The sequence below is a fragment of the Bacillus sp. Xin1 genome (genome assembly GCF_013314535.1).
Classification (GTDB): domain Bacteria; phylum Bacillota; class Bacilli; order Bacillales; family Bacillaceae_G; genus Bacillus_A.
On record NZ_JABUAE010000018.1, the window covers coordinates 36,861 to 55,381 of the forward strand.

16 protein-coding genes and 2 pseudogenes are annotated in these 18,521 nt (G+C 37.0%); 12 read left to right on the forward strand and 6 right to left on the reverse strand.

Going from position 1 to position 18,521, the window contains the following annotated elements; all coding sequences use genetic code 11:
- Window positions 1-523 precede the first annotated feature (523 nt).
- Genes HRG09_RS16370 through HRG09_RS16380 form a run of 3 tightly spaced genes read left to right on the forward strand, consistent with a single transcriptional unit; the run spans window position 524 to window position 2,769 of the window.
- The gene (locus tag HRG09_RS16370) at window positions 524-1,321 is read left to right on the forward strand and encodes an amino acid ABC transporter substrate-binding protein (protein WP_174101957.1); all 798 of its coding nucleotides are present in this window, start codon (window positions 524-526) and stop codon (window positions 1,319-1,321) included.
- A complete protein-coding gene (locus tag HRG09_RS16375) occupies window positions 1,308-2,006 on the forward strand; it encodes an amino acid ABC transporter permease (RefSeq protein WP_174101959.1) in 699 nt (232 codons plus the stop codon). Before HRG09_RS16370 ends, HRG09_RS16375 begins: the two co-directional genes overlap by 14 nt.
- Window positions 2,007-2,034: 28 nt before the next feature.
- Entirely contained in the window at window positions 2,035-2,769 is a 735-nt protein-coding gene (locus HRG09_RS16380; protein ID WP_174101961.1) for an amino acid ABC transporter ATP-binding protein, read from the forward strand.
- 50 nt (window positions 2,770-2,819) lie between these two features.
- On the opposite strand, the gene sasP is transcribed toward HRG09_RS16380, so the two are convergent.
- Window positions 2,820-3,023, reverse strand: coding sequence for a small acid-soluble spore protein, SasP family (gene sasP, locus HRG09_RS16385; protein WP_174101963.1), 204 nt, complete (start codon window positions 3,021-3,023; stop codon window positions 2,820-2,822).
- Window positions 3,024-3,582: 559 nt separating this feature from the next.
- Here sasP and HRG09_RS16390 point away from each other — a divergent pair.
- The gene (locus HRG09_RS16390; protein WP_174101965.1) at window positions 3,583-3,828 is read left to right on the forward strand and encodes a hypothetical protein; all 246 of its coding nucleotides are present in this window, start codon (window positions 3,583-3,585) and stop codon (window positions 3,826-3,828) included.
- Between the two features lie 18 nt (window positions 3,829-3,846).
- On the opposite strand, the gene HRG09_RS16395 is transcribed toward HRG09_RS16390, so the two are convergent.
- Window positions 3,847-5,235 carry a YheC/YheD family endospore coat-associated protein gene (locus HRG09_RS16395; protein WP_174101967.1) on the reverse strand — a complete coding sequence of 463 codons (1,389 nt, stop codon included), beginning with the start codon at window positions 5,233-5,235 and terminating at the stop codon, window positions 3,847-3,849.
- A 547-nt stretch (window positions 5,236-5,782) separates the two neighbouring features.
- Here HRG09_RS16395 and HRG09_RS16400 point away from each other — a divergent pair.
- The 3 genes and pseudogenes from HRG09_RS16400 to budA form a co-directional block, all read left to right on the forward strand.
- A complete protein-coding gene (locus tag HRG09_RS16400; RefSeq protein ID WP_483862114.1) occupies window positions 5,783-6,919 on the forward strand; it encodes a DUF445 domain-containing protein in 1,137 nt (378 codons plus the stop codon).
- Window positions 6,920-7,340: 421 nt separating this feature from the next.
- On the forward strand, window positions 7,341-7,694 hold the full coding sequence (locus tag HRG09_RS16405) for a YlbF/YmcA family competence regulator (protein WP_174101971.1): 354 nt from the start codon (window positions 7,341-7,343) through the stop codon (window positions 7,692-7,694).
- 162 nt (window positions 7,695-7,856) lie between these two features.
- Window positions 7,857-8,440, forward strand: a pseudogene (gene budA, locus HRG09_RS16410) (acetolactate decarboxylase); the annotation flags it as partial.
- Window positions 8,441-8,512: 72 nt separating this feature from the next.
- Here the strand turns inward: budA and HRG09_RS16415 are convergent.
- The gene (locus tag HRG09_RS16415) at window positions 8,513-8,899 is read right to left on the reverse strand and encodes a hypothetical protein (protein ID WP_174101973.1); all 387 of its coding nucleotides are present in this window, start codon (window positions 8,897-8,899) and stop codon (window positions 8,513-8,515) included.
- 145 nt (window positions 8,900-9,044) lie between these two features.
- The gene (locus HRG09_RS16420) at window positions 9,045-9,659 is read right to left on the reverse strand and encodes a DNA-3-methyladenine glycosylase (protein ID WP_174101975.1); all 615 of its coding nucleotides are present in this window, start codon (window positions 9,657-9,659) and stop codon (window positions 9,045-9,047) included.
- Between the two features lie 136 nt (window positions 9,660-9,795).
- Here HRG09_RS16420 and HRG09_RS16425 point away from each other — a divergent pair, with 136 nt between their 5' ends.
- From HRG09_RS16425 to HRG09_RS16435, 3 genes are all read left to right on the forward strand, one after another.
- Window positions 9,796-10,668 carry a Cof-type HAD-IIB family hydrolase gene (locus tag HRG09_RS16425; RefSeq protein WP_174101977.1) on the forward strand — a complete coding sequence of 291 codons (873 nt, stop codon included), beginning with the start codon at window positions 9,796-9,798 and terminating at the stop codon, window positions 10,666-10,668.
- Between the two features lie 160 nt (window positions 10,669-10,828).
- The gene (locus tag HRG09_RS16430; RefSeq protein WP_174101979.1) at window positions 10,829-12,319 is read left to right on the forward strand and encodes a coproporphyrinogen III oxidase; all 1,491 of its coding nucleotides are present in this window, start codon (window positions 10,829-10,831) and stop codon (window positions 12,317-12,319) included.
- 511 nt (window positions 12,320-12,830) lie between these two features.
- A complete protein-coding gene (locus HRG09_RS16435; RefSeq protein WP_174101981.1) occupies window positions 12,831-14,390 on the forward strand; it encodes a fatty acid--CoA ligase in 1,560 nt (519 codons plus the stop codon).
- 133 nt (window positions 14,391-14,523) lie between these two features.
- Here the strand turns inward: HRG09_RS16435 and HRG09_RS16440 are convergent, their stop codons facing one another.
- Window positions 14,524-14,994 carry a hypothetical protein gene (locus tag HRG09_RS16440; protein WP_174101983.1) on the reverse strand — a complete coding sequence of 157 codons (471 nt, stop codon included), beginning with the start codon at window positions 14,992-14,994 and terminating at the stop codon, window positions 14,524-14,526.
- 189 nt (window positions 14,995-15,183) lie between these two features.
- Here HRG09_RS16440 and HRG09_RS16445 point away from each other — a divergent pair.
- Window positions 15,184-16,661: pseudogene (locus HRG09_RS16445) on the forward strand (SulP family inorganic anion transporter).
- A 152-nt stretch (window positions 16,662-16,813) separates the two neighbouring features.
- A complete protein-coding gene (locus tag HRG09_RS16450) occupies window positions 16,814-17,182 on the forward strand; it encodes a hypothetical protein (protein ID WP_174101985.1) in 369 nt (122 codons plus the stop codon).
- A gap of 452 nt (window positions 17,183-17,634) precedes the next feature.
- Here the strand turns inward: HRG09_RS16450 and HRG09_RS16455 are convergent, their stop codons facing one another.
- Window positions 17,635-18,516: an accessory Sec system S-layer assembly protein gene (locus HRG09_RS16455; protein WP_174101986.1), complete on the reverse strand. Its 882-nt coding sequence runs from the start codon at window positions 18,514-18,516 to the stop codon at window positions 17,635-17,637.
- Between the last annotated feature and the right edge of the window lie 5 nt (window positions 18,517-18,521).

Consider the following 18,521-nt stretch of genomic DNA (forward strand, 5'->3'; position numbering starts at 1 on the left):
GAGATAGGGATGGAAGAGTTATCAGTAACATTTAACATTGCTTTCTTTTTATTATTGTACGGGATGATTGGATATTGTGTATTAGAGTCTTGAGAGAGCTTGTTTATGTGGCAAGCTCTTTTTTTGTATAGAAAAATCCATATTGATTTTTCTACAGCCCAGTTATGACTATGAAGGAGAAAAAAAGACTCCTACTTACTTTCTCCCTTTGTTTTCACTTGGCCTGGGGCTAAAAAAGGCCCTGGTCGCATCTGTGCATGATTGGATCTTCTCTCCCATCTAAAAAAGAATGGTTTTCAATTTATATTCATATAGATAAAGTAGGTATTGTTTTACCTTTTCTTTTATAAATACTATATTAAAACGTGTTACTTATTTTTTGTATGTAATTAGTGGTGTTTTGTTTGATTATGAAAAAAAAGGATACACTAATCACGAACATTTTCATTGAAAAATTGTTCAAGATTGCATACAATCAATATAGTTTTTAAATTCCTATCTGAATACTTGGAGGATCAACATTATGAAGAAATTATTTTCAGTGCTTACAGTAGCTACACTAGCAGTCGGTATTGTGGCGGGCTGTGGCAAAGAAGAGAAAAAAGATACAGCTAGTCAAGATGCATTACAACAAATTAAAAAGAGCGGTGAAATTGTTGTTGGTACAGAGGGTACATATCCACCGTTTACATTCCACGATGGAAGTGGAAAATTAACTGGATTTGACGTTGAGTTAACAGAAGAAGTTGCAAAACGTCTAGGTGTGAAGCCAGTATTTAAAGAAACGCAATGGGACAGCTTACTTGCTGGACTAGATGCAAAACGTTTCGATATGGTTGCGAATGAAGTTGGAATTCGTGAAGATCGTCAAAAGAAATATGACTTCTCTAAACCATATATTTCTTCTTCAGCAGCACTTGTTGTTCGAAAAGATAAAGATAAGCCAGCTTCATTTACAGATATTAAAGGTTTAAAAGCAGCACAGTCTTTAACAAGTAATTACGCAGACATTGCAAAGAAAAATGGCGCAAAAATTGAGGGCGTAGAAGGATTTAGCCAAGCAGTAGAATTACTTAACTCAGGACGCGTTGATTTCACAATCAATGACAAATTATCAGTATTAAACTATTTAGAAACGAAAAAAGATGCAAACATTAAAATTGCAGCAACAGAAAAAGAAGCATCACAAAGTGGGTTCTTATTCCGTAAAGGTAGCGATACATTAGTACAAGAAGTAGATAAAGCGTTAGAAGAGATGAAAAAAGATGGTACGTATGACAAAATAACGAAAAAATGGTTCGGTGAAAATGTATCTAAGTAGTGCAGTCGTTACAGATCGATTATCTACATGGATAGATATTATGCAAACATCCTTCATGCCTATGCTGGAGGGTGCTCTTTTCACGACGATTCCATTAACGCTTATCACATTTGTGATCGGTATTATATTAGCGACTTTAACGGCTTTAGCACGTATTTCAAATAGTCGCACTCTGCAATGGATCGCTCGTATCTATGTATCTATTATTCGCGGAACACCACTTCTTGTACAATTATTTATCATTTTTTATGGACTTCCAACTTTAAAAATTGAGATTGATCCATATCCAGCAGCTGTTATTGGATTTTCATTAAATGTTGGTGCGTATGCATCTGAAATTATTCGTGCATCCATTTTATCTATTCCAAAAGGGCAGTGGGAAGCAGCTTATACAATTGGGATGACATATCCACAAGCGCTAAAACGTATTATTTTACCACAAGCAACACGTGTATCGATTCCACCGCTTTCCAATACGTTTATCAGCTTAGTGAAGGATACTTCATTAGCATCGTTAATTTTAGTGACAGAGATGTTCCGAAAGGCACAAGAAATCGCATCGATGAACTATGAGTTTTTAATTGTTTATTTTGAAGCAGGCCTTATTTATTGGGTAATTTGTTTCTTACTATCTATCGTGCAACAAATATTAGAAAAACGTTCAGAACGTTATACTTTAAAATAATCCTTTCATAAAAGGAGTTTTTGTTTTTATGATTTCAATTCAACATTTACAGAAAAGTTTCGGAGATAATACAGTACTAAAACATATAGACTTATCAGTTGAAAAAGGCGAGGTAGTCGTAATTATTGGGCCATCTGGTTCTGGTAAGACAACATTTTTACGTTGCCTAAATGTGTTAGAAACACCAAATGAGGGTGTTGTTCGTATTGGTAATAAGGAATTGGATTTCTCAAAGAAAATAACGAAGAGCGATATTGTAAATCTTCGTACGCAAACGGGTATGGTATTCCAGCATCATAATTTATTTCCTCACTTAACAGCGATTCAAAATGTAATGGAAGGGCTTGTTACAGTGAAAAAGATGGGGAAAGAACAAGCGAAGAAGAAATCGACATATTTCCTTGAAAAGGTTGGACTTGGTGACAAAATGGATTTATATCCATTCCAGTTGTCAGGCGGGCAACAGCAACGCGTAGGAATCGCTCGTGCGCTAGCGATGGAACCAGAGGTTTTATTATTTGATGAACCAACGTCAGCGCTAGATCCAGAACTTGTGCAAGAGGTCCTAAAAGTCATGAAGGAACTTGCAAAAGAAGGAATGACAATGGTGATTGTAACGCATGAGATGCGCTTTGCTCATCAAATTGCGAATCGTGTTATCTTTATGGATGGTGGCGTTGTTGTGGAACAAGGTACGCCAGAAGAAGTATTTACTACTCCGAAAGAAGAACGCACAAAGAAATTTTTACAAATGCTTCAGTAAATAGAAAGGTCTCAAGGCGAATGCCCTGAGACCTTTTTTGCCATATATATTTATTTTTGGAATCCGCCAAGGCTTTGCTCAGCCATTGCTACTAAACGTTTTGTAATTTCGCCACCAACAGATCCGTTTGCACGAGCTGTAGAATCTGCTCCTAATTGTACACCAAATTCTTGAGCGATTTCGTATTTCATTTGATCGATTGCAGCTGATGCACCTGGTACTACTAATGGATTTGAAGAATTTTGGTTTGCCATAGGAATATATCCTCCTTAGAGTATAAAAGTTTTTTTGGTTGGATTAGCTGGAGTTGAACCAGATGATCGCCCCGTTTGGCGCCAATCCATCGTTTGTGGTGAGTGTACTCATAGTATGGGTGTTACCTAGAAAGATATGCGAAATAATAATTTGTAAATTTTGTAAATGTATAAACCGCCGTTATGGACAATAAAAGATAATCTGCATTCTTTTTCTCTATCTGTTTTCACGTGGCATGGGGCAGGAAAAGAATCTTATCGCTTCTATGCATGACCGGATACTCTCTCCCCTTTTAAAAAGAAAGGTTTTTCAAATTGTATTTATACCCATCCATTTCGATCTTTCCACACATTAATCATGGTTATGAAAACAAAAGCAGATTTCCACTCGCTTTCTCTTTCTGTTTTAACATGGCATGGAGTGAAAAAAGGCACTTATCGCTTCTATGCATAGCTGGATGCTCTCTCCCGTCTAAAAAAAGGTTTTTTAATTTGTATTTTCCTAAAATAAGGTCACACTAATCATAAATATGAAACCTCTATGATTGGAGGAGTTGTAATGGCAATATGTCCACTTTGTAATGCATTGGAATCTCAAACATATTCTTGCCGGGTTTGTACGAATGTACTCCAAGATTATGGAAAAGTTGTCGATTATATAGATGATTATAGTGCGTATATGGATCAAGATTTATTAACAGCAGTAGACGGTTTAACGAGGGAGAATTCGGAGCAATATTGTGTTCATATTTTTTATTGTGGGACATGCGGGACACAAACTGAATTAACAGTGGAATTGATATAATAAAAAAACTTCCACCTATTATCGGGTGGAAGTTTCGTCCTTTGGTAATTGCCTTTTCGAACGAGAAAGACTGCTTTCTGTTAAATATATGGCATACTCGTAAAATAACTGTTTCGTCAATTCATCATATTCTTGTAATTCTTCGGATTGAAAGACAGTTCTTCCAGGTTTGGAATTGGCTTCAAATAACCAAACCTTCTCATTTTTATCTAACCCTAAATCAAAACCAATTTCTCCAATATTTCCTTTCATGCACCGATCTAAAGTAGAACTTAATTGCATGGCTACATCTGTTAATTTATTCGTGATTCGAATACGCTCCGTTGCGTCAGGGAAAATATCTTGGAGTAGTTTTACTTCTCCGCCGCTATTTATATGAGTTGTCATACTGCCTTTTCCAGCGATTTTCGCAACGATGGCACTAATTCTCCAATTACCAAAACGATTTTTATTTGTATGAATTCGAAAATCTACCGGTTGCCCACCTATACGTAATAAAACAATTCCTTGCTGGACGATAAATTCTTTTAAATCTTGCCCTTGCATAACGTGATTAATTAATGTTTCTAAAGAGTGATACTTTCGAAATTTATTTTGTTTCCCCTCATGGTAACGGCAATAATAACAGCTTTCTGTAGTAGAATAAAGAATTTGATAAATGCTTCGTCCAAAACTACCATGCACAGATTTCATATAAACGTGTTTGTATGATGATAAGAAACGTTCTACTTGTTCGAAGTGCTGAAATGTTTCTGTTTGAGGTAACAGAGAAGCAACTGTTTTTTCATTTATAAGAAGCTCATGTATATTCCATTTGTTGAAAAATCCTGGATTGAACCATGGAATGGCGTACTTTGTTTGTAATCGTTTTTTTGCCCGAATAATAGGTTTATAACTCTCTGCTTGCCGATTAGGTAACCGATCGTAAATAACGTTTGGAAAAGGAACTTTACATTGCACCCAGCTTTCCTCTTTAAAAAAGTAGCCATCAATCGTTTCTTCATCCCAGTTTATATGTTGTGCACCAAATAAGAAAACGAATGGATGTAAAGGATCGGGCGGGATTAATAAATCTTTGAAACTGATAGAACGATTGCCGACGGGATGGGAAGCGGATTCTGTAAAACCTGTTGTGAAAATACCGATCAGTGGCCCAAGTATAAGGGTTTGATTTTGAATGAAAGCATGCATGGCAGTTGAAGATGGAAGCAAGAGTTCTTTCGCAATCTGTTCGCCTATTATAATTTGGTGGGCATAAGTATAATGAATTTCAATGTTTTCACATGCCGTATGTCGTGTGCCGAAGGAAAGAAATGTAAGGGAAGAAGTGCTAGAAAATATATAAGGCAATGTTAGCGACCTTGGATGATCGGTAGAAATTTGTAATGTGTAAATATAATCTTTCAATATCGTCGTCACTCCTTTTTCAGTTACGGTGTAAATGAGTTAAACCGTAATTGGCCGTGAAAAACTTCTCCGGCCAGTAAATAATCATGCTGTTTTCTCATTAGCATGTATAATCTCAAGTGCTCTATTTTATCCATTATGTAGAAAGAGAAAAGAGAAATACTCCATTATTTTTTGTTTCTATTGTGAAGTTGCGCGATAGTGGCTTCAATACATTGCAAATATGCTTCCATATCATTATACTGTTGTCCGTATAACGATATTCTATTTTTGGATGATCAATGTTTTAGGGCGAGAGAATACAAAGGGAAAACCTTTCTTTTTAGAGGGAAGAGAGGATCCGATGATGCATAGAAGCGGTTCGCCCCATGCCAAATGAAACCCAACGGAGAACACGAGAGTGGGGATCTCCTTTTGTTCTTTATAGCCGTGATTGGATTGTAGCGAAAACGAAAGCGCCACTGATAGGAGCTTTTCACGTATTATTTTTGTAATAGGTTGTAGTAAGATGTGTATATACTTGGAGAAATGGAAAGTTGGTAGTGTAATGAATATGTGGTTAAATATGTTAACGACAACAGGATTAGGAGCAATAATTGGTGGATATACAAATCATTTAGCGATAAAAATGTTATTTCGTCCGCATCGCCCGATTTATATTGGGAAGTTTCGTGTACCATTTACACCAGGATTAATTCCGAAACGTCGTGATGAACTTGCTGTTCAATTAGGAAAAATGGTTGTAGATCATTTGTTAACACCAGAGGGAATCGGAAAGAAATTAACAGATGAGAAATTTCAGCAAGAGCTTATTCAGTGGGCGCAAGTAGAAATAGATAAAATTTTGGTGAATGAGCAATCGCTGCGAGAGGTTTTAGGGAAATGGGATTTGGAGCATGTGGAAGGGGAGACAATCAAAAAAATTAAAAGTATGATTGTCGAAAAAATTGATACGTTTTTATCAAAATATGATACATATACGTGGGAACAAGCTTTGCCTCGTTCTGTTCATGAAAAAGTGGAACAAATGATTCCGAATGTAGCATCATTTATTTTAGAAAGAGGGATAAGCTTTTTTGAAAGTGAAGAAGGAAAAGAACGGCTTGCTAAAATGATTGATGACTTTTTTGCTTCCCGAGGCACATTGTTAAATTTAGTAGGGATGTTTTTAGGGAATGTAAGTTTAGTGGATCGTCTGCAGCCAGAAGTGATTAAGTTTTTAGGACAAGAAGGAACGAAACAGCTTTTAAGTGATGTCCTGCAAAAAGAGTGGGGGAAATTAAAAGGAAGAGAAGTGAAGGAACTGGAGTCCTTTATTGAGAAAGAAACGGTTGTAAAGTCAATCTTATCAACAATTAAAATAGAGGAAACGGTAAGAGGGTTTTTCAATCAATCTGTTCAAAAAGTGTGTGAACCAGTTCGGGAACGGGTTGTACAAACAATGATTCCGAATGTAGTGAAAAAAGGTTTAGCATGGGGGATAAACAATACCGAACAGATTTTGAAAAATTTCCGTCTTGCTGAAATCGTACAACAAGAAGTAGCTACATTCTCAACAGAGAGATTAGAAGACCTTGTATTATCGATTACGAAGAGTGAACTGAAGATGATTACTTATTTAGGAGCGTTATTAGGAGGGACCATTGGATTGGTTCAAGGTGTGTTGTTGCTTCTCTTAATGTAATGAAATGAATTGAACAAACTTTTTTTTTAGAGAGAAGATAGAATCCAGCCATGAAAAGAACAGGAGATATTCACTTATGTTCTCCTGTTCTTTTTACATAGCATGGGGTGCATGAACGTGTGCTTTCTCACCATCTCAATTAAGGCTATGAAAGTAAAAGAAGCCCTACTCTCGCTACCTCATTTTGGTTTCATACGGCATGGGGCTAAAAAAGGCTCTGATCGTTTCTATCCATGGCTGGATGATCTCTTCCAACCAAAAAAGAGAGGTTTTCAATCGTCTTATCGATTTTATAAATTGATAAATAAAGTGAAATTTCTTCACATATAGTGCATAGTTTGTTATTGTAAAAGGGTGCGTATCAAAAGGTACTCAAAGAGCAAGGACATTAGACCAAGCTCGCTAAAGGAGGAAAAATACAATGACAAAAAATATTCATGATGTTGCATATGAATTACAAAATGCAATCGCAGAAAATACAGATTTCCAAGCTTTAAAAGCAAGCTATGCAGAAGTACAAGGAGACGCAGCTTCAAAACAATTATTTGAACAGTTCCGTACAATGCAATTAGAGTTACAACAAAAAATGATGCAAGGACAAGAGATTACTGAAGAAGATAATCAAAAAGCACAAGAAGTTGTAGCGCTTATTCAACAAGATCCAAAAATCGTTAAGTTAATGGAAGCAGAGCAACGCCTAAACGTTGTAATTGGCGATATTAACAAAATTATCATGAAGCCACTTGAAGAATTATATACTGCATACCAAGCTTAATATAAAAAAAGACGTTTCCTGAGAGGGAGGCGTCTTTTTTCTATGGAATTCATCAATACTTTGATAGAAGGACCATTTCTTAACTAACGGTAGAAAAGTAAAGTTAGATAGGAGATAAGGAAGGAAGTGCGCTTGAAAAATATGTGATACGAATAGAAATTTTTACGTTCCGATGATTCAGCGGAAATGGTAGCACCAGAAGAAACAACGCCGTTTTCCACTGTAACATTTTTCGAAAAAGAAATGAGTTATACAATTGAACGTCCGATGAATCGTGAAGAAGTGGAAGCTTTATTACAGGAATTAATGCCAAGTAAAAATTTATTTTATGGTATTCCATGGATGGAACATTCCGTGAAGTAAGAACAAGAACGGTTCCCCGTCAGGAAAAACCATATACACCGCTTGTAGAAGTAACAAAATCACAGCCAATTTTTTCTTTCTCTCATACAAAAGGAACAATGGCCGGATTTTGGACACCAGATTATGCGCAAGGTATTGGGGTAGCTGGTTTCCATTTACACTATATTGATAACGAACGAAGCGGAGGCGGACATGTTTTTGACTTTGTGGTAGACAATTGTACAATTCAAATTTGTCAAAAGGCACATATGCATTTAGCACTCCCAGAAACAGCAGATTTTATGGCAGCGGATTTATCAAGAGAAAATCTTGAAAATGATATTGCGACCGCGGAAGGTGCGGAGGAAAAAGAAAACAATTCATGTCTACTGTATGTGCGATAATCGCTACAGGAATATATAAATCAAAAGAAACTACCGGAGTTGTTTTCGCAATATCGGTAGTTTTCTTTTGATTTATATTGTAATTTTCTTTAGAATATCTGCTTCTTGTTTACTTAAAGAGGTATACTCTCCTCTCATATTTACTACATCTGCCCCGTGGTCATTATAATATATGCTGACGTATAATAATGGGCTGCCTTCCTCTGCATTGGTGATAAGAAACACAACGTCTGGATCTTTTCCGATTGGATCAAATTCTGTATTGGCAATCCATTTTTTTGTGTGAAATACATTGGATACAGTTTTTATTTTTTTCTTATTCGTTGTATGCTCAAATCTTACTTCGTTGTGAGTTGTAGATGTTCCAACTCCTAAAATTTCATCTACTGAAGGTGTCTTGCACCCTGCTAACAGTAGAAATATAGATAGGGACAGAATCATAATGAATGTTTTTTTCATCAAATCACCTGCCTTTAGGGCATTATAATGAATGGTAATGAGAGTTATTCTACATAGATACAAGAAAAGAGCATTCGTTTCACATTGGAAATAAATGCTCTTTCATTTTGATATAAAGAATATTTTGGGTGTTGTAGTATGTACCCTATTTAGATACAAACGGATGTTTATCAAAATAAAACCGCCAAGGATAATGAACCGCTTCTTCCGCATAGTCAATATTAATGCGGGGGCCAGCAACGACCTCATATTGAGAAGATAGATGTTCTTCTTCAGGGACTAATTCAATATATAATTCATCACCTTGTAAGGATAATCCGCGCTCTTCTAACGTAATGCCAAGTGCGCGGCATAGCTTTCCAGGTCCGTTCGTGACATTTTTGGATTGTGATTTCGTAAGCTCTGTTTTGCCGAAACGTGCCATTTTCATTTCTTCTATTCCATCAAGGGGCTCTATTGCACGAATAAGAACACCTTGCGGGGTGCCAACTGGAGCAGTGATGACATTAAAACAATGGTACATGCCATAAATAAGATAAACATAAGCATGTCCTGGTGCGCCAAACATAACTTCTGTCCGCTCCGTTCGTCTTCCCCCATAACTATGTGCCGCTTTATCATCTGGCCCTTTATATGCTTCGACTTCTACAATGAATCCACTTCGTTTTATCCCATCGACTATATGTACAAGCTTATGACCAAGTAGCTTTTTAGCAACTTCTAGTGTATCGCCCTCATAAAAAGAAGGAGGTGCTTTCATATTGGTATCTCCTTTACTGATGATTTACGTATATATTAAACCAAATTTGTGTGCGAGATTCTAACTCGTTCTAATTAATAAATTTCTTTCATAAATTATGGATAGGGTAAAAGCAGCTAAGAGGAGGGGATACGACATGATTTATCGCTTGTTGGCTCTTAATATAGACGGGACACTCGTGCAGAAAAATGGGAAGATACCAAAAGGAACACGAGAAGCTATTGATTTTGTAAAGCGAAAAGGTGTATATGTTACGCTGTTTACAAGCAGGCACTTTCAATCTGCTCATAAAATAGCGAAGTCATTAAAACTAGATTCCATATTAGTTACGCATAGCGGCGCTTTTATTTCTGCTTCATTAGATAAACCGCTCGTTCAAAAACGATTATCAGAAGAAAAGACGTTTAATATTGTGCAAGTACTGGAACATTTTGAATGTAATGTCCGGATTTCACATGAACGTTTTTCTATCGGTAACCGTGAGCGCAATACACCGAATTTAATTGCACGTACTGTATTATCAAGCACAGAACCACTATTTTATCCTGTTCAATTTGTAGATTCATTAGGTGACACACTCCGTGATCAGCCTGTTGCAGCTCCGAAAATTGATGTTGTTTTTTCAAGTAGAGGAGAAAAAGACCGTGCGCTCAAAACATTGAAAAAAGCATTTGAAAATGTGGAGTATATAGAATCTGGTGGGGGAAGGATAGAAATTCTTCCGCTGCATGTATCAAAATTAAGAGGGTTGCAATTATTAGGAGAACATCTTGGAGTAGAACTGAATGAAATGGTGGCAATTGGAGATAGTTTGGAAGATTTAGATGTCATTGCGAGTGTTGGATTAGGAGTCGCAATGGGAGATGCACCTATTCCAGTGAAGCAAGCAGCGGACTGGATTACGCGTTCCAATGGTGAAAACGGAGTGGAATATATGATTAAGGAACATTTCCGAAAGCAATTTCCAATTCCATTTTTGAAAAACCATTCGCAAGTTCATAAGCGATGATAGGGCTTTTAAAAAACGTAGTTTAACAGCTACGTTTTTTAGTGTCTTTATTCCGCAGTTTTGTGAGGATTTTTCGGGAAAATGAGGTAAAAGCTTCTGTATTGACCTGTACACGCCCTTCAAGTAAACTAAAGAGAGTTTACAAATGAAAAGGTGATAAGTGTTGTTAATTTCAATAAAAACGTTACAAGATGATCGTTTTTTACGTCCGCTACAAAATATTAGCGGCTTATTTTTTGAAGAAAGCACGATAGGATTTGAGCAGGAAGATGCAAATCTTATTGTTGAAATACAGATAGAAGGAAACGTGACAGCTTCAGCGCGTTTAACAGACGCCCAGACTGGTGATGTATATGAAGAAACATTTTCAAAAGATTTATCTTCTTTTACAGAAGAAAAAGAACGTATGAAACAGGTAAAGCATGTCGTTTCTTATGTATATCTTTCTGTTTTACAGCAGCTAACTGGAATTGAACAGAGCTGGGGGATTTTAACAGGTGTACGTCCAACGAAACTTCTTCATAAGATGCTTCAAAATGGTATGTCAAAAGAAGAAGCGCATAAAGAACTTCGTGAAAGCTATTTAATTCATGAAGAAAAAATTGAACTTCTGCAGCGCATTGTTGATTGCCAATTAGCAGTTGTTCCAGATTTATATCGTTTAAAAGAAGAGGTAAGTATTTATATCGGTATTCCGTTCTGTCCGACGAAATGTGCATATTGTACATTCCCGGCTTATGCAATTAATGGACGTCAAGGATCTGTCGATTCTTTCTTAGGTGGTCTGCATTATGAAGTTCGTGAAATTGGTAAGTTCCTAAAAGAAAAAGGTGTTAAGGTTACAACGATTTATTACGGCGGTGGTACGCCAACAAGTATTACAGCAGAAGAGATGGACATGTTGTATGAAGAAATGTATCAATCGTTCCCAGATGTAACAAAAGTACGTGAAGTAACGGTTGAGGCAGGTCGTCCAGATACGATTACGCCAGAAAAGCTAGAAGTATTAAATAAATGGAACATTGACCGCATTAGTATTAATCCGCAGTCGTACCATCAAGAAACGTTAAAAGCAATCGGACGTCACCATACGGTGGAAGAAACGATTGAGAAGTATCACTTAGCACGTCAAATGGGAATGAACAATATTAATATGGATTTAATTATTGGTCTTCCTGGTGAAGGATTAGAAATATTCAAACATACGTTAGATGAGACAGAAAAGTTAATGCCAGAATCATTAACAGTTCACACATTATCATTTAAGCGTGCTTCTGAAATGACGCAAAACAAGCGTAAATATAAAGTGGCAGGTCGTGAAGAAATTACAGCGATGATGCACGAAGCAGAAGAGTGGACGAAGAATCATAATTACGTACCTTATTATTTATACCGCCAAAAGAACATTTTAGGTAACTTAGAAAATGTTGGCTACGCAATGCCTTCCCAAGAAAGCATTTATAATATCGTGATTATGGAAGAAGTACAATCGATTATCGGTCTTGGCTGCGGTGCATCAAGTAAATTTGTACATCCAAAAACGGGGGCAATTACGCACTTCGCAAATCCAAAAGATCCAAAGTCATATAATGATGGTTATATGAAATATACAGAAGATAAGCTTGAGATTTTAAAAGAGCTATTTTCTTAAGAGAAGAGGCTGGCCTAAAGGTTCGCATGTTGCGAGGCTTTAGGTTTCAGTCTTTTTTTTATAAAAAAACCATTTCTTTTGGGTAGGAGAGAGCGTCCACCCATGCATAGAAGCGGTCAGTGCCTTTTTTAGCCCCATGCCATGTTAAAACAAAAGGAGAAAGCGAGTAGATATCTCTTTTTGTTTTTATAGCCGCGAGTTGTATGTTGAAAATCAAGATGGATATATGGTGAAACCCCGGTATAAAATTTATCTTTTTGGATGGAAGAGAGAATCCGGCCATGGATAGAAGTGCTTAGCCACATACTAAGTAAAAAGAAAGGTGGAAAATGAGTGGGAATCTGCTTTTGTTTTCATAGCCACGATTTGCATGTTAGAACATCAAAAATGAATACATATTTGTAAAACAGTGTCGAGAATGATCAGAAAAAGAAGGTAAAAATGTAGAGGAAATGTCTACTTATAGACGAAATGATAGATTTATGAAAGTTAAAAGGGGGCATAGTTTGACATGTATATGACGATTGGGAGGATTTTTGATTTAACGGTTAGCAAGTATCCGAATAAAGAAGCGTTAGTAGAACCGGAAAAGAATATTCGCTGGACATATAAAGAGTGGGATGAACAGGTGAATAAAACGGCGCATGCTTTGCTTGCAGAAGGTGTGAGAAAAGGAGATACCGTATCTGTCTATTTATATAACTGTCGTGAATTTGTAAACGTTTACCTCGCTTGCGCGAAAATCGGTGCAATCTTCAATCCGATTAATTTCCGTTTAAAAGCAAAAGAAGTAGCTTACATTCTCCACGATGCGTCTTCAAAAGTGGTTGTATTTGAAAAGGCGGTTGAACAAACAGTCGCGATGGTTGAAAGAGATTTCCCAAACAGTTCTTTTTGGTACATAGAAGATGATGCGCCTGCATATGCTGCATCTTATCATGAAAAAGTAAATGCCGCTTCATCTGAGGCTGTAGATATTGTCGTTGAGGAAACAGATTATTGCTCGATGCTTTATACAAGTGGTACAACAGGGCATCCAAAAGGGGTGCTGCACCGTCACCGTGATATGGCAGAACATAGTATGATTTGTACGTATTTCTTAAAATATAACCGTGACAGTATCGGGCTTGTTGTAGCACCACTGTACCATTGCGGGGAATTAAACGCTGGTATTATACCACGAATTCAAGTTGGCGGGAAAAATATCATTTTACACCAATTTGATACAAAGACAGTTTTACATACGATTCAAAAAGAAAAAATCACAACATTCTTTGCGGCGCCAACGATGTGGAATATGCTGTTACAGGAGGATTTATCACAATATGAACTTTGCTCGATGAAAATTGGGGTATACGGTGGGGCTGCAATGGCACCTGCACTTGTAAAAGAATGTAAAGAGCGTCTACATATTGATCTTGTCCAAATTTACGGAATGACAGAGATGGGGCCGGTTATTGCATTCTTAGTAGAAGAAGATCAAATTACGAAAGCTGGTTCAGCGGGAACTCCTTGCTTTAGTCACGAAATTCGAATTGTAAAGCCGAACGAAGAGGGGCCGGCAGAACCAGATGATGTACTGCCACCGTATGAAGTGGGAGAAATTATTTCACGTGGGCCAACTATGATGGCAGGATATCATAATCGCGCAGAAGCGAACGCAAAGTCTATGTATAAAGGTTGGTACCATTCGGGAGATCTAGGTTATTTTGATAAGGATGGTTATTTATATGTAGCAGATCGTGTTGACGATATGGTGATTAGTGGTGGGGTAAATATTTATCCGCGTGAAGTTGAAGATTTCTTGCATAGTCATCCTAGTGTATTAGATGTGGCTGTACTTGGTGAACCGGATGAGCTATGGGGGGAACGTGTTGTTGCGGTAGTAGTTAAAAAAGATGAGCATATTACAGCAGCTGATTTAGAAAGTTACTGTAAAGAAAGTGATGAACTAGCTGACTATAAACGTCCGCGTCATTATATATTTGCAGATGAACTTCCTCGTAACGCGAGTGGAAAATTACAGAAGTTTGTGTTGAGAGAAAGTTTAAAAGGCGCTCAGAAATCATAAAGAAAAAGCATAGTCATAGATGGCTATGCTTTTTCTAACTTGTTTTTGTGTCGTTCTTTGGCGGTTGGTCGATATCCTTTGTCGAATCGCCGATAAAATTTCATTCACTATTGTATATCAACAAACTCTCTTATTATTTGCGCGAGAAACCTTCTTCATCAAGGTATTCTGCAGCTTCTGGATAAGAATTAAATGTTCCATCTAAATTCACGCCAGCGTACACGTTCCACATATCATCTTCGTGGATAAGAGTAAGGATATGTCCTTCTTCACTCTGCCATTCTTCTTCTTTAGCAGGTTCAGCTTGTACAACGATTTCTTCTGGCTCTTGAGATAGAAGTTCAATTGATTTTTGAATTAATGAGCGTAGTTCGTCTGCTGAAAATTCACGGATGTTAACCATGCCTTTATCGTCTGTTTTATAACCTTTAATGCCGCCTGCATATACAAAGCCGTTACCATTTGGGTGTAAATGATACACAACGTTCTTTTTATCTAAGCGGCTTTCTTCAAAGTGAAAGTTCACACGTTTTAATGATACGTTCTTTCTTTCTAATTGTGGGAAAGATTCGATAATCGATAATTTTTCTTCAAAAGTTAGCATAATGCCTCCAAATATATAGTAAAAGATTTAATCTGTTCATTATAGCATAGTCGCTTATCTTTCCAAAGATAGAATACATGAATACGGTTACTTCACGAGACTGTAAAGAGTTTCTTCTAAAAACCACTGACGAATACATATTTCTCGCGTTACAATAAAACGTGGACTTTTAATAGAGGTGATTTTTTTATGATTCAAGGAATAGCAAAAGAGTGTTTAGCGGGTTTTACCGTAGCAATTGTTGCATTGCCACTTGCGATTGCATTCGGGATTGCGGCGACAGGAACGTCGGAAGGTGCGCTAGTTGGGTTGTATGGTGCGATTTTTGCTGGGTTATTTGCAGCATTGTTTGGTGGTACAGCAGGGCAAGTAACGGGTCCTACCGGTCCAATTACCGTGATTGCGACAGGTATTATTGCAAGTCATGGGCTTGAGGCGAGTTTTATTGCATTTATGATGGCTGGGCTATTTCAAATTTTATTTGGGGTATGTAAGCTCGGTTCGTATATACGTTACATTCCATTCCATATTCTGTCGTTTCAGGGTTTATGAATGGAATTGCACTTATTATTATTTTAGGCGAGATGAAGCATGTGAAAAATAGCTTTTTACTTGTTTTGTTAACGATACTTGTTATGCTTGTCGCAGGGAAGTGGATTAAAGCGATTCCGGCAAGTTTAATTGCGTTAGTTGGTGTTACGGCGACATTGCCGTTATTTTCTCAACTTTTACAAGGGCTTACGATTCAATTACCTTTTGTGGGAACGATCCCATTAAACAAGATGATTGAAAAGATTGGAACAATACCAGAAGCGATGCCTTCTCCTCATTTACCTGTCTTTAGTGGGCTGGCAATACTAGAACTTATTTTGCCAGCACTTAGTATTGCATTATTAGGGTCAATTGACTCGCTATTAACATCCGTTGTGATGGATAATGTAACAGGTACAAGGCATAAAAGTAATAAAGAATTGATTGGCCAAGGATTAGGGAATATTGTGAGTGGATTGTTTGGAGGATTAGCAGGAGCAGGTGCGACGGTTCGGTCTATTGTGAATATAAGAAGCGGCGGGAAAACAGCACTATCGGCTTGTATGCATAGCGTTATTTTATTTATTTTCATTATGGGGCTTGGTGCAGTTGTACAATATATTCCACTTGCAGTACTATCAGGTATTTTAATTTTAACAGGTATCGGAATGTTTGATTGGGATAGTATGAAAAAGATGCATGTAGCGCCAAAAGGTGACGTTGTTGTCATGCTTTTAACAATGGTGATTACAGTGAAATTTGATTTAATGATTGCGGTTGCGTTTGGTATAATCCTTTCTTTCCTTTTATATATGGTGCAATGCAAGGAACGAGAAGCTTCTATTGTAAAAGGAGAAGATGACACGTATATGATTCAGGGACCACTGTCCTTCTTATCTGTTGATCATATTTTTTCTTCTTTACAAGAAGTGAAGTCTCATTTGACGTTACGCTTGAATCATGTGCACTATATGGATACTTCGGGGGCGATGGCACTATTAAACTTTATGGATCATACGGAGAAAATAGGTGCGAGTGTAACGCTTGAACATGTACAACCACATATTGAAAAGACACTGCTCAGCTTGGCAAATGATCAGCAAAGAGAAAAGTTAAACATGGTAAAAGAACAATAGAATTGTAAAGCGTCATTCCGAAAAGGAAGGCGCTTTTTTGTATGCAGTGCATAGTAAGAAGAATGTATTTTTTTAGCAATATATCCATATTTTGAAACACGATGTGCTATCATAAAAGTGGGGACTATTTTTTAAAGTTAGGAGAGAGTTTGATGTACAAACAGTTACCACACAGTGTGAAGATCGGGATTACACGTTCAATTACTACTTCTTTTACAGAATACATGAAATCAATCGAGTGGGATGTAGAGAAATTTGATATGCAACAATTTGTTGAACAGTGGAAACAGTATTTGTATACAAAATCAAAGTGGATTAAGCAAATTAATGATGATGTAAAAGAAGATCCAAGTTTTCATCAAGAGTTAGCAAATCGGATAAATGAAAAAATTAGTCAATTACTTCAAGAAGAACCGACAGATGAGCAACTACAAGTGCTTCAGGTGCAGCATGTGCAAATTAAAGAATCACTTTGTAAATTAGAAGCACAGTATCAAATTGATCGTTTAGTAGCGAAATGAAATTTTACATATGAAAAAGAGCCTGTTTGGTAAGGTGCTATCACTTTACCAAACAGGCTCTTTTGTTAATATATATATTCAACTTGATTTTCCAACATATATCCATTTTGCTTTTCAAGTACCTAAGTCGCGACTATGAAAACAAAAGAAGATCTCCACTCGCTTGCTCCTTTTGTTCTCACTTGGCATGGGGCTAAAAAAGGCACTGACCGCTTCTATGCATGGTCGGATGCTCTCTCCCATCTAAAAAAATGGTTTGATGTTAGTTTTTTAATTTGGATTTATCCCGCATTAACGGGCAGTAAGACTCCCACCTCAAGATTCAGAGAGAAACGAGGAAGGTAGGTAGGGAATCAACTGCCCGTAAAAGCCCGATTGGTGAGGGCTAATAATCAGTGGGGGATGAAGAAAACCCCCACTGATTAAAGTTTCACTTTATATAGATTACTATATTATCCTTGTGGGACAACCACAGACCAAGTAGTTATATCTATCTCTTTCTTTAAAACAGAAGAGGCTGGGAATACAAATGCCCATGGCTTTGTTGTATTTGCTTTTACTTCAAGGTTTGGTAATGTAAATGCCCCATTTGCAATAACTTCTTCAGAAGCATCTAGAATTTGAAGAGGAAGCTGCTCAAGTTCTATGCTATGGGAAAATCCATTTCGGATTAGGATTGTTACACTCAGGTCACCATTTTCTTGATGCGTTGCTTGTAACCCTAAGAAATTGATTTCGTCTTCAGCAGGAGGTGTTAACCCTTCTGCAAAATCTCGTAGTTCGTCTTTGCTTTCTTTAGATAATTGTTGTTCCCATGTTGGATCCAATTCGAATCGATGTAGTTCTCCTAAATCAAATGCTAATTGCCAATCTGCTTGGGAGAGGGGGGCCTCTGTTATTGTTTCTTCTTCAAATTGAAATACCCATGGCATATTGGTGTTTGCGGGTATATTACCAAGTGCAGAAAGATCAAATGTTTTCCGTGCACATAATTGTTCTTCATTATTAAATAGAAGTAATGCAACTTTTTCAAAGTTAATCGGTTTGGAAATGGTGCTTCGCAGAAAAGCAGCTACATGATAGGCACCATCGCGTTTTTCCACGTCAATTCCAGATAAAGAAATTTGATTTTCTTTTAAACTAGGTAAATCTTTATGTAAAAACTGATAGATATATTTGTGTTCGATTGTAACTTCTCCCCAAGAGGGATGGAAGTATAATGTAGGTTTTACATTTGTATGCTGAGAAGTTGTCTCTTCTTGTCCAAATAATTGATCTCCAGAAATGACTGTATCTTTTCCTTTTTTCTTTGCTTTTTTGAAGAATGATAACATGAAAG

Bases quoted from the DNA above. Each gene is read 5' to 3' on its own strand.
- HRG09_RS16370 (WP_174101957.1), top strand. From the start codon at position 524: ATGAAGAAATTATTTTCAGTGCTTACAGTAGCTACACTAGCAGTCGGT.
- HRG09_RS16375 (WP_174101959.1), top strand. From the start codon at position 1,308: ATGTATCTAAGTAGTGCAGTCGTTACAGATCGATTATCTACATGGATA.
- HRG09_RS16380 (WP_174101961.1), top strand. From the start codon at position 2,035: ATGATTTCAATTCAACATTTACAGAAAAGTTTCGGAGATAATACAGTA.
- sasP (WP_174101963.1), bottom strand. From the start codon at position 3,023: ATGGCAAACCAAAATTCTTCAAATCCATTAGTAGTACCAGGTGCATCA.
- HRG09_RS16390 (WP_174101965.1), top strand. From the start codon at position 3,583: ATGGCAATATGTCCACTTTGTAATGCATTGGAATCTCAAACATATTCT.
- HRG09_RS16400 (WP_483862114.1), top strand. From the start codon at position 5,783: ATGAATATGTGGTTAAATATGTTAACGACAACAGGATTAGGAGCAATA.
- HRG09_RS16405 (WP_174101971.1), top strand. From the start codon at position 7,341: ATGACAAAAAATATTCATGATGTTGCATATGAATTACAAAATGCAATC.
- HRG09_RS16415 (WP_174101973.1), bottom strand. From the start codon at position 8,899: ATGAAAAAAACATTCATTATGATTCTGTCCCTATCTATATTTCTACTG.
- HRG09_RS16420 (WP_174101975.1), bottom strand. From the start codon at position 9,659: ATGAAAGCACCTCCTTCTTTTTATGAGGGCGATACACTAGAAGTTGCT.
- HRG09_RS16425 (WP_174101977.1), top strand. From the start codon at position 9,796: ATGATTTATCGCTTGTTGGCTCTTAATATAGACGGGACACTCGTGCAG.
- HRG09_RS16435 (WP_174101981.1), top strand. From the start codon at position 12,831: ATGTATATGACGATTGGGAGGATTTTTGATTTAACGGTTAGCAAGTAT.
- HRG09_RS16440 (WP_174101983.1), bottom strand. From the start codon at position 14,994: ATGCTAACTTTTGAAGAAAAATTATCGATTATCGAATCTTTCCCACAA.
- HRG09_RS16450 (WP_174101985.1), top strand. From the start codon at position 16,814: ATGTACAAACAGTTACCACACAGTGTGAAGATCGGGATTACACGTTCA.
- HRG09_RS16455 (WP_174101986.1), bottom strand. From the start codon at position 18,516: ATGTTATCATTCTTCAAAAAAGCAAAGAAAAAAGGAAAAGATACAGTC.